The organism is Flavobacterium sp. CFS9 (assembly GCF_041154745.1).
Lineage (GTDB): Bacteria > Bacteroidota > Bacteroidia > Flavobacteriales > Flavobacteriaceae > Flavobacterium.
This window is the reverse complement of the sequence record NZ_AP031573.1, coordinates 2,751,672-2,766,091: the sequence shown is the minus strand read 5'-3', so window position 1 is coordinate 2,766,091 and position 14,420 is coordinate 2,751,672. Positions and strand designations below refer to the sequence as shown.

General features: G+C 34.6%; 12 protein-coding genes. 6 read left to right on the top strand and 6 right to left on the bottom strand.

Translation table 11 applies throughout. The annotated features are described in order from the left end of the window. Positions 1–80: 80 nt before the first annotated feature. On the top strand, positions 81–1,706 hold the full coding sequence (gene pruA, locus ACAM30_RS11950; protein WP_369614871.1) for an L-glutamate gamma-semialdehyde dehydrogenase: 1,626 nt from the start codon (positions 81–83) through the stop codon (positions 1,704–1,706). Positions 1,707–1,812: 106 nt separating this feature from the next. Here pruA and ACAM30_RS11945 read toward each other — a convergent pair whose 3' ends face one another. Continuing rightward, positions 1,813–2,886 (bottom strand): hypothetical protein, encoded by a 1,074-nt coding sequence (locus tag ACAM30_RS11945; protein ID WP_369614870.1) that lies wholly within the window; start codon positions 2,884–2,886, stop codon positions 1,813–1,815. A 307-nt stretch (positions 2,887–3,193) separates the two neighbouring features. Here ACAM30_RS11945 and ACAM30_RS11940 point away from each other — a divergent pair, with 307 nt between their 5' ends. Further along, positions 3,194–4,246, top strand: a complete 1,053-nt coding sequence (locus ACAM30_RS11940) for a sensor histidine kinase (protein WP_369614869.1) — start codon at positions 3,194–3,196, stop codon at positions 4,244–4,246. Positions 4,247–4,347: 101 nt separating this feature from the next. After that, on the top strand, positions 4,348–5,052 hold the full coding sequence (locus ACAM30_RS11935) for a LytR/AlgR family response regulator transcription factor (RefSeq protein ID WP_369614868.1): 705 nt from the start codon (positions 4,348–4,350) through the stop codon (positions 5,050–5,052). 41 nt (positions 5,053–5,093) lie between these two features. Here the strand turns inward: ACAM30_RS11935 and ACAM30_RS11930 are convergent, their stop codons facing one another. The 3 genes from ACAM30_RS11930 to ACAM30_RS11920 all read right to left on the bottom strand — a co-directional run bounded on the left by ACAM30_RS11930 (position 5,094) and on the right by ACAM30_RS11920 (position 8,824). Continuing rightward, entirely contained in the window at positions 5,094–6,842 is a 1,749-nt protein-coding gene (locus ACAM30_RS11930; RefSeq protein ID WP_369614867.1) for a CocE/NonD family hydrolase, read from the bottom strand. 210 nt (positions 6,843–7,052) lie between these two features. Further along, positions 7,053–7,772, bottom strand: coding sequence for a LytR/AlgR family response regulator transcription factor (locus ACAM30_RS11925; RefSeq protein ID WP_369614866.1), 720 nt, complete (start codon positions 7,770–7,772; stop codon positions 7,053–7,055). After that, positions 7,769–8,824 (bottom strand): sensor histidine kinase, encoded by a 1,056-nt coding sequence (locus ACAM30_RS11920; protein ID WP_369614865.1) that lies wholly within the window; start codon positions 8,822–8,824, stop codon positions 7,769–7,771. Before ACAM30_RS11920 ends, ACAM30_RS11925 begins: the two co-directional genes overlap by 4 nt. Positions 8,825–9,312: 488 nt before the next feature. Between ACAM30_RS11920 and ACAM30_RS11915 the strand changes: the two genes are divergently transcribed. Continuing rightward, a complete protein-coding gene (locus tag ACAM30_RS11915; RefSeq protein WP_369614864.1) occupies positions 9,313–10,044 on the top strand; it encodes a hypothetical protein in 732 nt (243 codons plus the stop codon). Positions 10,045–10,130: 86 nt separating this feature from the next. Here the strand turns inward: ACAM30_RS11915 and rsmG are convergent, their stop codons facing one another. Beyond that, positions 10,131–10,760 carry a 16S rRNA (guanine(527)-N(7))-methyltransferase RsmG gene (rsmG, locus tag ACAM30_RS11910; RefSeq protein ID WP_369614863.1) on the bottom strand — a complete coding sequence of 210 codons (630 nt, stop codon included), beginning with the start codon at positions 10,758–10,760 and terminating at the stop codon, positions 10,131–10,133. A gap of 107 nt (positions 10,761–10,867) precedes the next feature. Between rsmG and ACAM30_RS11905 the strand changes: the two genes are divergently transcribed. Continuing rightward, complete coding sequence (locus tag ACAM30_RS11905; RefSeq protein WP_369614862.1) at positions 10,868–11,962, top strand: fatty acid desaturase; 1,095 nt, start codon at positions 10,868–10,870, stop codon at positions 11,960–11,962. Between the two features lie 69 nt (positions 11,963–12,031). Beyond that, positions 12,032–13,222 carry a pyridoxal phosphate-dependent aminotransferase gene (locus ACAM30_RS11900; RefSeq protein ID WP_369614861.1) on the top strand — a complete coding sequence of 397 codons (1,191 nt, stop codon included), beginning with the start codon at positions 12,032–12,034 and terminating at the stop codon, positions 13,220–13,222. Positions 13,223–13,278: 56 nt separating this feature from the next. Here ACAM30_RS11900 and ACAM30_RS11895 read toward each other — a convergent pair whose 3' ends face one another. Further along, positions 13,279–14,337: a serine hydrolase domain-containing protein gene (locus ACAM30_RS11895; protein ID WP_369614860.1), complete on the bottom strand. Its 1,059-nt coding sequence runs from the start codon at positions 14,335–14,337 to the stop codon at positions 13,279–13,281. Positions 14,338–14,420: the final 83 nt, after the last annotated feature.

The window sequence follows — 14,420 nt, the reverse complement described above, 5'->3', positions numbered from 1 at the left end:
ACTTTTGTGCAGCGTTAGATTATTCGTAACAATCAAATCGTCTAATTCTTAAATTGTCTAATTATCTAATTTTAAATAACATGCTAAAAGGATTCTTTCACGTACCAAAAGCGGTAAACGAACCGGTAAAAGGATACGCACCTAACTCACCAGAAAAAGCAGCAGTACAGGCGGCTTACACTACTTTGTGGAACTCTAAAATCGACGTGCCATTATATATCGGAAGCGAAGAAATCAGAACTGGAAATACAAGAACAATATCAGCTCCTCACGATCACAAACATATCGTAGGAACCTACCACTTAGCTGAAAAACAACATATCGAAAAAGCAATTGCCAATGCACTTGAATCAAGAAAAGCATGGGCAGATATGGCATGGGAACAACGTGCCGCCATTTTCTTAAAAGCTGCTGAACTTATTGCTGGTCCATACAGAGCCCGCATTAATGCAGCAACAATGATCGGTCAGTCTAAAAATATTCACCAGGCAGAAATTGATGCTGCTTGCGAGCTAATCGACTTTTTACGTTACAACGTAGAATTCATGACTCAGATTTACGGAGATCAGCCAAAATCAGATTCTTCTACCTGGAACCGTCTGGAATACAGACCTCTTGAAGGTTTTGTTTACGCTATTACTCCTTTCAACTTTACTGCTATCGCTGCCAATCTTCCTGCAAGTGCTGCTATGATGGGTAACGTTGTGGTTTGGAAACCAAGCGACAGCCAGGTTTTCTCTGCAAAAATCATTATCGATATTTTCAAAGAAGCAGGTGTTCCTGACGGGGTTATCAATGTTGTTTTTGGTGATGCTTTAATGATTACGGATACTGTATTAGCAAGCCGTGATTTTGCAGGAGTTCACTTTACAGGATCAACTCATGTATTCAAAGACATCTGGGCTAAAATTGGTGCTAACATTCACCATTACAAAACTTACCCAAGAATCGTTGGAGAAACTGGTGGTAAAGATTTTATCATTGCACACCCAAGCGCTAACGTAAAACAAGTAGCTACAGGAATTGCTCGTGGGGCATTTGAATTTCAGGGACAAAAATGTTCTGCAGCTTCAAGAGCTTATATTCCGCAAAGTTTATGGCCAGCGGTTAAAGAACAATTAGTTGCAGATGTAAAATCAATGAAAATGGGTTCTCCGGAAGATTTCGGAAACTTTATTACAGCGGTTATCCACGAAGGTTCTTTCGATAAATTGGCGAGCTACATCGACCAGGCTAAAAAAGATGCTGATGCTGAAATCATTGTTGGAGGAAACTACGATAAATCAGTTGGATACTTTATTGAGCCAACGGTTATTGTAACTACAAACCCAAAATACACTACAATGGAAACCGAATTATTCGGACCTGTAATCACTATTTATGTTTACGAAGATGCTAAATGGGAAGAGACTTTAGAATTAGTAGATACTACTTCTGAGTATGCTTTAACAGGAGCGGTATTTAGCCAGGATCGTTATGCAATTGAAGTGGCTACAGTAAAATTACGAAATGCTGCAGGTAACTTCTACATCAACGATAAACCAACAGGAGCTGTTGTAGGAATGCAGCCATTTGGTGGAGCAAGAGCTTCAGGAACTAACGATAAAGCGGGTTCTGCATTGAACTTATTGCGTTGGGTATCTCCTAGAACAATCAAAGAAACGTTTGTAACTCCTGAAGATTACAGATATCCTTTCTTAGGTTAATTTTTAGTTTCAAGTTTCAAAGTTTCAGGTTAGAAACTTTGTCAATATAAAAAAGCCAAATCTAAAAATTTAGATTTGGCTTTTATTTTTTATTTCTGAACAGGATTTATAATTCAAAACTGGAAATAGTATGAAAACGATCTGCTTCTTTGTTTTTTTCTCCTTTAAAAGTATCATAGTTTACAACTAACAGTTTTCCTTTATAGACAATAGTCTCACAAGGATTATCCAATTGACCGTCAGAACCGTCAGCATTATCATTTTCCCAAATTAAGGAAATCGTATTGGTATCTAAATTTAATTCGTGTACACTATTATTTTCATAATTGGCAATAAAAATAGAGTTGCGCTTTTTGTCATAAAAAAAGCCATCGCAGCATTTTAATTTATCCGAATCAAAAACAACCTTTTTAGATTTTACTTTTCCATCGCTATAGAATTCTATTTTGGTAATCACTCCATCACCAAAATTTCCGGCATACAGATTTCCCTTTTTATCAAAAGCAATTCCATCAATCCCAATGGTACTCTTGATAACTTCAGGTTTTAAGATAAAAGTTGCAATCAGATAATTTTTCTTATTGGATGAATCCAGGACAATCTTTTTCTGATTTAATTCCTCTAAAGAAAAACTATAAATTCCGCTTTCTCTTCTATTTTCAAATAAAGCATCTGTAATATAAATTCGATTTTTAAACCATCTTACGGCTTCTCCAAAATTAAATCCTTCGGCTAAAACCTCAGCTTTTATTGGCTTGCCGTCTTTCACGATAATTCTTAGTAATCTGGAGAAATTCTCTCTACTCGCAAAAAACTGATTGTCCATAATATATAGATTCCCATCAGGGCCAAACTCCATTCCCATCGGATGTACTTTTTGTGTAACGGGGTGCAATGGTAATTTGTCGAACCAGGTTATCGGTTTATCATTTTCATCGAAAGTTAAAATTCTACTGCCGTACTTTTCAAACGAAATTGCATTTGTAATCGAAAGAAATAAATTTCCTTTCTTATCAAGAGCCATTCCGTCCGGAGTTTGGCAGGTTTCACCTAAGTCTGCAAACAAAACAGGTTTGATTACTTTAGAAGTCTCGTTGTATTTAATTTCTTGTTTTTTTTCTTGCGAGAATAAGTTTAAGGAACTTATTAAAATCAGAATACCAATTGTGTGTTTAATCATTTTTTTCATTTCGTTTTAGGTCCGTTTACTATTTTAAAGAAGTTTTACTTCAGCATATCACTTAGAAATAAAATCAATACAAGAATAAATTTGATCATAATTATTTTTAAGCGAATATAATTGTAAGAACTTCTGACAATTACAGACGCAGTTGAAAAGGCTGTTTTAGCAATCAAATAATGAATAATTCAATTCTGTGGCGTTCGTATGCTGAAATACTGTTATTGAAGGCAAAAGCTTATTATTTATAGTCCTAAACAAAGCTTATTTCTATATTTTGTTATCTTGCTCCTATTTAAAATATGCTATGAATTTCTTCAGACAAATTGATCTAAAAAGAGCGGCACTTCATTGTTTCTACTGGATTTTCTTTTTATTTTTTTATTTTTCGAATAAAGCTGACAACGAAAATTCTTATGCTTTTCTGTTTATATATTCCTGGAAAATTGTAGCACAGGCAGCTGTTGGGTATGGTCTGATTTATTGGATTATTCCTCAGACACTAAATAAAAAGAAATATTTACTTTTTATAATTTCCGCATTAGGCTGGCTCTATTTCGTTTTTACCCTTTTAATGATTTTAAAGTTTTATTATCTCGAACCAAAATTTCCGGGTTTCTTTGATTACTGGCCTGGTCATAAAATGACTGTTATTGAAAGATTAACTTCGGCTAAATTGATGCTGAGAGAATTCTCATTCCTTACCTATCCTGTTATTATTTTAGGTTTTATCAGTTTTAACCGCAAACAACAACGGCTTTTAAAATTAGAAGAAGAAAAAAAATCAATGGAACTGAAGATTCTAAAAAATCAACTGAATCCGCATTTTCTCTTTAATACATTGAATAATCTCTACACTTTAACCTTAAAAAAAGATAATAAAGCACCTGAAGTTATCGCTAAATTATCTGAAATTTTAGATTTTGTGTTATATCGCTGTAACGAAGATTATGTATCGATCGAAAAAGAAATTGCCTTAATTGAAAATTATATTGGTCTGGAAAAATTGCGCTACAGCGAAAACAGACTGACTATTTCATTTACTAAAGACATTGAAGTGAGCAACAAGATATCGCCCTTAATTCTGTTAACTTTTATCGAAAATGCTTTTAAACATGGTGTGACTAACGAAACTGAGAAAGCAATAATTTCTTTGCATTTAGAAAGTAAAAAACAACAAATCATTTTTAGCATTAACAATACAAAACCTAAAAACGATTTTAATCAAATCCCGAGTAAATCTAAAATCGGGTTAGTCAATGTTCGCAAACAATTGGATTTATTATATCCCAAAAAACATCAATTAGAAATTGAAGAAACGCAACTTACTTATGCTGTTAAACTTTATTTCAACATTTAATTTTAAGATCATAAAATAAAAACTCTTAAGATTTTTCAGGGTATAACTAAAACTGACTCAAAACCCTTAAATTAGATTTTCTAAAAAATATTCTTTTTTGAATGAAATACAAATGCATCATCATTGACGACGAACCTTTGGCAAGAGAATTAATTGCTTCTCATTTAGTGAATTTTGAAAATTTCGAACTAATCGATTCTTTCGAAAATGCACTTAAAGCTTATACTTTTTTAGAAACAAATACAGTCGATTTGATTTTTTTAGATATAGAAATGCCACTCTTAAAAGGCAATGAATTTTTAAAGAAATTAAAAAATCCACCTAAGGTCATTTTTACGACCGCTTATCGGGAATATGCAATAGAAGGTTATGAACTTAATGTCATTGATTATCTCTTAAAACCTATAACTTTTGATCGTTTTTTTGTCTCTATAGAAAAATTCAAACAATTACAGCCTTTAAAAAAGGAAACAAAATCAGACTCTGAAAATCATACTTTTGTAACCAGCGGAAGCAGAAATATTAAAATTGTATTTGATGATATCTTATTTGTTGAAAGTCTGAAAGATTACATTACCATTCATCTCGAAAATGGAAAATCACATCATATTAAGCAGAATATTTCTGTTTTTGAAAAACAATTAGACTCTAATTTTGTACGTGTTCACCGTTCTTATATCATCCAGATCAAAAAACTAACTGCTTATTCTAAGAATGAAGTTGAAATAAATACTGTTGAAATACCAATAGGAAACAGCTATAAAGAAAATTGGTTACATCATTTAGATACAGCTTTACTGAAATAAAAAAACCAATCTTAAAACGAATAAGATTGGGATTTTTAGTTTTACTTCCAAATTGGAATCTGTACAAAACTATTGTTGTACCATTTGATTTTTAAAGGCACTTTAGCATCTTTAATAGTCTCGCTGCTGACTTCCTTCCCTGTTCCATAATTCAATTCCGAAAAAGCATTTTTGTTTACATTCAAAGTAATTAATAATCGGCTTCCTTTACCCAATTGTTTACTTACCAAGCGGGTATTGGAAAAAGGAATACTTTCTATTTTATTGGGCTGTAGCAAATTTCTTTTGGTGATATTCTTCGCATAACTTGCCCTGCCTATAAAATAAGACAGCTCAAAATATTTTCCTTCCGGCGTTACTTCAAACAAAGTAACTCCAATATCCATATCTTTTTTATTGATACTCGCTTTTATCTCCCCTAAAAATGCTCCATTTACCACTATCGGCTGACTAAAAGGTTCGCTTATAAAAACATACCCATTGGACGTATCTACTTCGTTATCAATAATGGGATCGGGATAATAATCGTTGTTAATGGTTTGTCGGTCAGCAAAATCAACTTCCTGCGGCAAATAGCTTTTTTTATTGGGTTTTACAGTATTCAACGAATAAAACTTCCCTTTTTCTACGGGCTTATTGGTCAGATACAGCGTTAATAAACTGTTACTCATTTTAGCAATAGATGGAGCGCTCCTCCACTCATTCGCCCCCATTACTTCATAATTGACTCTGTCTTTTAAGATTGCCGGTTTGGGTTTACCCTTCAAAATATAATCAAACCATTGGTAAGTAATTTTATAGGTATTGATTAGAGCCACCTCATCCACTTTATAACCATTCAGAACAGCATCACCCCCTACTTGCGCGCCAAAATGACCGTACGGACCAATGATTAAATAAGAGTCGGCTTTCGTATTGTATTTCTCCAATTCTCTCAAATAATACAATCCTGAATTTTGAGAATCATTGTAATATCCGTCAATTGCCAGGATCGGAATATTTATCTGTGAAAATTCTTTTCCGTATGGTGCCATTTTCTGCCAGTATTCGTCAAATGACGGATGTTTGATCCACCTTTGAAAAAATCGGTTCGGACTGCCGTCAATACTATCCATTTTTTTGTAAGCCACGCCGGTTTCCCACCATTTAAACTGCATATTTCTGAAGCGCTGTCTGTCGTTTCCCGCAACCGTATCCAGATATTTGTTGTTTCCAACGTAAAACGCCCATTCGTAATTAGGATTTATAAAAACGTTATTCTCCATAGGCAAGCCCATCCCAGGTCTGGAAGCAACATACGGAACTATCGTTTTAAGTGCAGGATGCATTTTTTTACACGCTGCCCATTGCGTAAACCCGTTATAACTTCCGCCATACATCCCGACACTCCCATTACACCACTCTTGTTTACTAATCCAATCGATGACATCGTAAGTATCAGTAGTCTCATTTTCATACGGCGTTATTTCATCAGGACTAAATCGTTTCCCACGCGAATACGACATGACTCCAATATAGTCCTTATCTGCTGCAGATTTTAAAGATTTAAGATCTCTGCCTCTTTCTCTGGCATAAATGGTATGCTGGTAGATAACCGGCTTGGGAGTTAAATCCCCTTTTTTCCGAACCACCATTGCTGATATCAAAGCACCATCTCTGGTTTTAATCATGACACTATCCTGAATATTATAAGCGCTCTCCGGATCTTTTGATCGTGTCGCACTGGTCTGTTGCGAAAATGTATGGATTACCGAACAGACAAAAAGTACAAAACTTAGAATTAATTTCATTACGTTATTTTGTTTAAATAGGTTTATTAAAATTTTAAAAGAATTCAAAAGAGAAGCAATCATGCGGTATCTAAATTTATTTTCCGGAATTTTATTCCAAATACAACACACTGTGTCCGGCTGCTTTTGATACATCCAAAAACGGCCTGATTTATTATGACTTCTTCTTTTAGTTAAAACGGTTAAAAAAAACGGACATCTCTTTTTAAGTTAAATCCCATTGAGATTCTTAAATTTCACGGCCTGACGGTTTGAAACTTCTAAGAGTTCTCCCGTTTTTAACGTTACTTCCAGTTTGCCGCTAGCGGTTCTGTTAACTTCCCGAATGTGATTAAGGTTTATAATTTCGGTTCTGTTTATTCTAAAAAAAACAGTCTCATCCAGCATTTCTTCCCATTGGCGAAGGGAGCGCCTCTGAAGCGCTTTTTTATCCTGAAAAAAAAGTCTGGTGTAATTTTCCAGAGATTCAATCAAATAAATTTCATCCAGCTGAATAAAGAATCTTTTCTCCCCATCTTTAATGAAAATCTTACGGTCTTTTGCTGCAACATCTCCCAAAGAATACTTTCCGGATAAAGTATTTCTAATTTTATCAATTGCTTTTACAAAACGTTCTTCCCTAATCGGTTTCATTAAATAATCTAAAGCATTTACTTCGAAAGCCCGTACAGCATATTCATTATAAGCCGTTGTAAATAGTACTGCCGGTGCATTATCGAGAGATTCCAGTAAATCAAAACCGGATTTTTCAGGCATCTGAATATCCAAAAAGATCAGATCTGGCATTTTGGCTTCAATCAGACTTTTGGCCTCATCAGCATTTCCTGCTTCTCCAACAAGAACAAAATCTTCATGCGGTTTTAATGCCCTTTTTAGCTCTTCTCTGGACAAACGTTCATCGTCTACTATTATAACTTTTATCTTTCTCATTCTGATGGGAATAAAATAGTTGCCAAAACGGTTTCGCTCTCCATTTCTTTAATTTCAAAAGAAGCTCTTCCTTTGTATTGCAACAGCAATCTCTCTTTCAGATTACTCAATCCAATACCTGAAAAATCTTTAATCTCTTTATTAAGCTTTCCTGAATTTTGAACGCTGATTTTTATAAAATTATCCTCCTGCACTATTTTTACGATAACAGCTCCTCCTTCCTTTCTTTTTTCAATTCCATGTTTTATTGCATTCTCCACCAGCGTCTGAATACTTAAAGGTAAAACTAAATGATCAGACAGATTTCTATCTACTTCAATTTGTACCTGTAGACGTTCTTCAAATCGTATTTTTTCCAACTCTAAATAATCCCTAACCAAACTTATTTCATCGTTTAAGGCTACTAAATTTCCTATATTATTGTTTAAAGAATTCCGAAGCAGATCAGATAAAAGGTCAATCGCCCGTCGCGCCGAATGCGGATCTTCTAACACCAAGAATTTAATACTGTTCAGTGAATTAAAAAAGAAATGCGGATTAAGCTGTGCACTCAGATTATTCAATTGCGCTTCTTTTACTATTAAAGATAATCTGGCATTTTCTTTTACGGTTTCAATCTCCAATCTTGAATAATGATACAGATGATAAGCCAGCACCCAAATAGACATTAGTCTCGTACCTGTAATGAAAACCTGCAGCTGTGTGGATTGCAAAAACGAAATAAATGAAATTGAAGTGTTTTTTAAAACAAATAGCCGTACAAGGTAAAGTTTCCCTACAATCAAAAACATGTACAACACAGAAAGTATAAGAACACTCAACACGATTCTTGGAACCAGTTTTTTCAAACTGAATTTATTCCAACCTCTTTTCAAGGCAAAATTCCTGTAAAGATGAGTCAATGAAATACCGATAAACACATCTAATACAAAATCAGCTATTCCAATTGTCCACATAAAACTACTTCCAAAGAAGGCTGAAATTCCCCAATACAAAGAGGTAGCCATCCAACCAATGAACTGAATTTTCCAATATGCAGATAATTTTACCATTATTCTCAAGCCAAAAGTTGTTATGCTGTAGTAAAGATATTCCACTAACAGAGATTGAGCAAATAAAAGTACATAAGCGAAAGATAACTGCGGACGAATGACTTTCTTTCCTGAATTAACACATAAAACAAACAAAAACCGGATCTTAAATCAGACCTGACTTTTATCCTGACTTCTTTTTAATCTTATAAAAAAGCAGATCAAAAACAAAATACATGTTTTTACTTACAAAATATAGTGTAAAAACATTAAACTATACATTTTTTCTTTCAATATTATTTGGAATTATTATAAATTAGTTTTTTGTCTTATCATGTTATTTATATGTCCTGTCGTTACATCAAAAAAGAAAAACCCAATATAAATTTGCAGCATAACCTCAAGGAAAGACATAATTATTAACCACAAAAAAAACCGAGAAATAAACTTCATAAACAATTACTAAATCCAGTTTCAACAAAGGAATCAACTAAAAAAACAATTGACTTATGAAAAGCCTGAAAAATGCTCCGCAAATTATTCTAAACTCAAAACATATTGGGCATCCAATTGATTTCAAATGGAATAAAAAGAAGATGGAAAAGTTCTTAGACCCTCTGGATGAATACAAAGAACTCGAAACTACATTGTTAAATATCAATCATAAAGCAACGGTAGGACTTAGTGCTGCTTTATTGGAATGGATCCACTGGCGTTTTATAGGCCATAATACCAGTATCACTGATACCGAAAAACGCATCGAAGCACTTTGGTGCTCAATTAAAGATCCGGAGTTATCAAGCCCTCTATTATTTGACACTAATTTTGACATCCCGGCTTCAGGCCCTATAAACGGTCCATTATGGGTAGCCCACATGACCGTGAGAATGATCGATGTAAGATATAGAAAAGGATCTTACTTTTTACAAAATGAAATTACAGGACTGGTATTGCTTGCCCGCCATATAACACCTAAGAAAAACGTTTTTGACCATTGGTTCAATAACATCATTATACAATTAGCTTATCTCTATCCGTGTCCATACACAAATGAAGAGCTTGATGAAACAGACGAAAAGGTATACGACTCTCGTAACGAATCGGTAATCTGCCGCGATTTTTTCTTTAATCCTAAATTTCGATATACTATTATGGCATCAGAAAAAGCGGTGAATAAATACATCCAAAATTCAGATCAAAAGACTAATCCGTTCCTTCAGATATCACAAAAAGTTTCCTAGTTATGATTTACTAATACTATTTTAAATACAAAACCCAATAATGTACTGAAAACAGATAAACACTATTGGGTTCTTTTTTACAGCTGCTAAACGGTAAACTTTAAAGGCAAATGCACCACTTTTTTAGTTTCAAAAAATTCGTCCTCAAAAATAGTTGACAAATCATATAAAGTAACTTTTGGAAAAGCTGCCAATTCTTCTGTTAAATCTCCTCCTTTTAAATATAGAATTCCATTTTTTAAGGTATGCTTATGCTGCTTCTTTATTTTACCTTTTACCCAGGAAACAAAATCCGGCATATTGGTTACGGCACGACTCACAATAAAGTCAAAATCGCCTTTTACCAGCTCAGCGCGTTTCTGCTCTGCTTTCACATTTTTCAATTCTAATGCATCTACAACTCCCTGAACCACCTTAATTTTCTTTGCTATGACATCAATCAGATAAAAACGCGTTTCAGGAAAAAGAATGGCCAACGGAATTCCCGGGAACCCACCGCCGGTACCAACATCCAAAACAGTTGCCCCCGGTTCAAACTTCATAATTTTAGCAATTCCAAGCGAGTGCAAAATGTGTTTTGTATATAAGGCATCAATGTCTTTTCTTGAAATAACATTGATTTTTTCATTCCAGTCGTGGTATAAAAAGTCTAACTTTTGAAATTGCTGGATTTGAAGTTCAGTCAAATCCGGAAAATATTTCAATATCTCATCCATTGCTCTAATTTTTTAACAAAAGTAGTACTTTACGATTGAAATATTTAACTCAATTTTGCAAATTGAAAATTTATAATAATTACCTTTGAAACCTATTTAAATTAATTATGAATAACACCGCGCCTACATTTGCGAAGCAAGACAATCTGAAGTTCTTCAGAACGCTTAACTCACGAGTAAACAATTACTTCAAAGAGAACAATATTCAGAAAACTGGAAACTGGAAGCTGCATTTAAAAGCCGTTATTCTTTTCGCCGTTTTCTTAACACCATACTTTTTAATACTAACGCTTAACATGCCTTTCTGGGCACAATTACTGCTAAATATCCTTATGGGAGTTGGTATGGCCGGAATTGGAATGAATGTCATGCACGATGGAAATCACGGGTCGTACTCTTCTAAATCATGGATCAATAAAATCATGGGAGGAAGCATTTATATCTTAGCCGGAAACGTTCATAACTGGCAGGTTCAGCATAATGTGCTTCATCATACCTATACTAATATTCATGGTCACGATGAAGACCTTGATGCCGGAAGAATTATTCGTTTTACACAAAACGCAGAATGGCGTCGTTTTCATAAATTTCAACATTATTATTCATTTTTCTTATACGGATTATTGACTTTCAATTGGGCCTTAACAACCGATTTCAAGCAAATGAAAGACTATATCAAAAGAAAATTATCTTACGGAGCGCCGCAAAGTCCAACCAAATTATGGACCGTCCTGGTGATCACCAAAATAATTTACATTTTAATCTGGATTGCTTTACCAATGATTTTGGGGGTAATCTGGTGGAAAGTTGTGATTGGTTTTTTCGTAATGCATTACACCGCCGGATTAATTTTAAGTATCGTTTTTCAGTTGGCACACGTAGTAGAGGAAACTTCAAATCCTGTTCCGAATGAAGATGGAGAAATAGAAAACACCTGGGCCATTCACCAGTTATACACAACCGCCAATTTTGCGCCAAAAAACAAGGTGGTTAACTGGTTTACAGGAGGATTAAACCACCAGATCGAGCACCACATTTTCCCAAATATCAGTCATATTCACTACGGAAAAATTGCCGAAATTGTAAAACAGACTGCTATCGAATGCAACTTACCTTATCACGAATTCAAAACGATGAGAGGAGCTGTATTAGCACATTACAGACATTTAAGAGATCTTGGAATAAAACCCGAGCTAGCATAAAATAAGAAACTATTAATCATTAACCGTCTTTAATTAAAGTTGAAATTAAAGACATTCAAAAATTTTATAATGAATCATATTCTTTCAGACAGAATCAACAACTTAGCGACATCACAAACTTTAGCAATGGCTGCTTTAGCACGCGAATTAAAAGCACAGGGAAAAGACATTATCAGTTTAAGTTTAGGAGAACCGGATTTCAATACGCCGGATTTCATTAAAGAAGCAGTTAAAAAAGCGGTAGACGAAAACTACAGTACTTATTCTCCGGTAGAAGGTTATTTAGAATTGAGAGAAGCAATCTGCAAAAAATTCAAAAGAGACAATGCACTAGAATATAAACCATCTCAAATTGTGGTTTCTACAGGTGCAAAACAATCTTTATACAATATTGCCCAAGTAATGTTAAACGACGGTGACGAGGTTATTTTACCGGCACCTTACTGGGTTTCTTACTTTGAAATCGTAAAACTTTCAGGTGGAGTTCCTGTTGAAGTTCCTACTTCTGTAGATACTGATTTCAAAATGACGCCTGAGCAATTAGAAGCTGCCATCACACCAAAAACAAAAATGATGTGGTTCTCTTCTCCTTGTAATCCTTCAGGATCTGTATACAGCAGAGAAGAATTAACAGCGCTTGCAAAAGTATTAGAAAAGCATCCAAATATCTATGTAGTTTCAGACGAAATTTATGAGCACATCAATTTCTCAGGAACTTTCTGCAGCATCGGATCAATTCCGGGAATGTTGGAAAAAACGATCACGGTAAATGGAGTTGCAAAAGCATTTGCTATGACCGGATACAGAATTGGTTATATCGGAGCTCCTGAATTCATTGCAAAAGCCTGCGTAAAAATTCAGGGACAAGTAACTTCTGGTGCAAACTCTGTAGCACAACGCGCTACCATTACTGCAGTAGAAGCCGATCCAAGTGTATTAAACCACATGGTCCAGGCTTTCCATACTCGTAGAGATTTAGTTGTTGGATTGCTTAAAGAAATTCCAGGCGTGAAAATCAATGTTCCGGAAGGAGCTTTCTACGTTTTCCCTGATGTATCTTCTTTCTTCGGAAAAACATTAAGAGGAACCGAAATTAAAGATGCAAACGATGTTTCTATGTATTTGTTAGCTGAGGCTAATGTAGCAACTGTAACAGGTGATGCCTTTGGAAACCCAAATTGTATCCGTTTCTCTTATGCTACAAGCGACGATATTTTAAAAGAAGCTTTACGCAGAATCAAAGAAGCTTTAACTGTATAATACCATACAAACAGTAACTAAAAGGGTGTTTTCTTTCGAAAACACCCTTTTTTTATCTAGTCGATTAAAAGTGAAGCAATCTCTTTTGTAATGGCAGTCGGCGAATTGCAATCGCAATTACTCAGCCCCACCACATAAATCTGTTCTGTCGGTTCGTAAACTCCCATTGATTTAAATCCAAAAATACTTCCGCCGTGTTCGTAAACTGCTTTATTTTTTACTTTTTCTAAATGCCAGCCATAGCCGTAATCTATATTCGTTTTGTTGTTCAACTGATAATTCGTAAAAGCTTTTACTGTGAAAGCAGGACTTAATAACGCATTACTGCTTACTGCATTTTGCCACTTCAACAAATCATCAACATTTGACATAATCGATCCCGAAGCATACGGAATAGAGAAACTGATATAATTGGCATTAACAAAACCTTCTCTGTCCCGATAACCGGAAGCTCTGTTTTTAATAATCATATCATGGCTCGCATAAAAAGTATTATTCATTCCAATTTTCTTAAATATATGCTGCGTTACAAATTCTTCATAAGTCTGACCTGATACCATTTCAATGATATACCCCAAAAGAGCATAACCGGAATTGCAATACTTATACTGTTCCCCGGGTTTAAAATCGACAGGTTCATTCTTAAAAAAATCAACCAATTCTTTTGGCGACAAATCTCGTCGGGCAATATCTTTTATCGCTTTCATACCGGTAAAATCCTTAATTCCGGAAGTATGTGTTAACAAATGATGCAGGGTAATCTTATTTCCATTGGTTGGATAATCGGGAATAAATTTCGTGATTTCATCATCAGGTTTAAGCTTCCCCTGCTCTGCAAGCATCAAAACAGCAACAGCCGTAAATTGTTTGGTCATCGATCCGATTTCAAAAACCGATTCGGGCTTCATTTGAACATTCATTTCTAAATTGGCCATTCCAAAAACTTTTCGGTATACTACTTTTCCTTTCTTAACCGCCAGAAAAACGGCACCCGGAGTTTCAGGTTTAAATTTTGAAGTAATTAAATGATCTATTTTAGTTTCTAAATTCTGAGCGAAAACAAAAGAATGAAAAAGCAGAAAGGTGACAATAAAAATTCTAAAAATTACTCTCATATGATAATCCGATTAATGGTTGATTCTTCTTTTGACGACATCATTCCACTTTAGGTTACACAACAAAAAACAGCAGTACAAAT

Excerpts from the sequence above, each read along its gene's own strand:
- ACAM30_RS11930 (WP_369614867.1), bottom strand. The coding sequence starts at position 6,842 with ATGAAATTAATTCTAAGTTTTGTACTTTTTGTCTGTTCGGTAATCCAT.
- ACAM30_RS11895 (WP_369614860.1), bottom strand. The coding sequence starts at position 14,337 with ATGAGAGTAATTTTTAGAATTTTTATTGTCACCTTTCTGCTTTTTCAT.
- ACAM30_RS11920 (WP_369614865.1), bottom strand. The coding sequence starts at position 8,824 with ATGGTAAAATTATCTGCATATTGGAAAATTCAGTTCATTGGTTGGATG.
- ACAM30_RS11915 (WP_369614864.1), top strand. The coding sequence starts at position 9,313 with ATGAAAAGCCTGAAAAATGCTCCGCAAATTATTCTAAACTCAAAACAT.
- ACAM30_RS11900 (WP_369614861.1), top strand. The coding sequence starts at position 12,032 with ATGAATCATATTCTTTCAGACAGAATCAACAACTTAGCGACATCACAA.
- ACAM30_RS11940 (WP_369614869.1), top strand. The coding sequence starts at position 3,194 with ATGAATTTCTTCAGACAAATTGATCTAAAAAGAGCGGCACTTCATTGT.
- pruA (WP_369614871.1), top strand. The coding sequence starts at position 81 with ATGCTAAAAGGATTCTTTCACGTACCAAAAGCGGTAAACGAACCGGTA.
- ACAM30_RS11905 (WP_369614862.1), top strand. The coding sequence starts at position 10,868 with ATGAATAACACCGCGCCTACATTTGCGAAGCAAGACAATCTGAAGTTC.
- rsmG (WP_369614863.1), bottom strand. The coding sequence starts at position 10,760 with ATGGATGAGATATTGAAATATTTTCCGGATTTGACTGAACTTCAAATC.
- ACAM30_RS11945 (WP_369614870.1), bottom strand. The coding sequence starts at position 2,886 with ATGATTAAACACACAATTGGTATTCTGATTTTAATAAGTTCCTTAAAC.
- ACAM30_RS11925 (WP_369614866.1), bottom strand. The coding sequence starts at position 7,772 with ATGAGAAAGATAAAAGTTATAATAGTAGACGATGAACGTTTGTCCAGA.
- ACAM30_RS11935 (WP_369614868.1), top strand. The coding sequence starts at position 4,348 with ATGAAATACAAATGCATCATCATTGACGACGAACCTTTGGCAAGAGAA.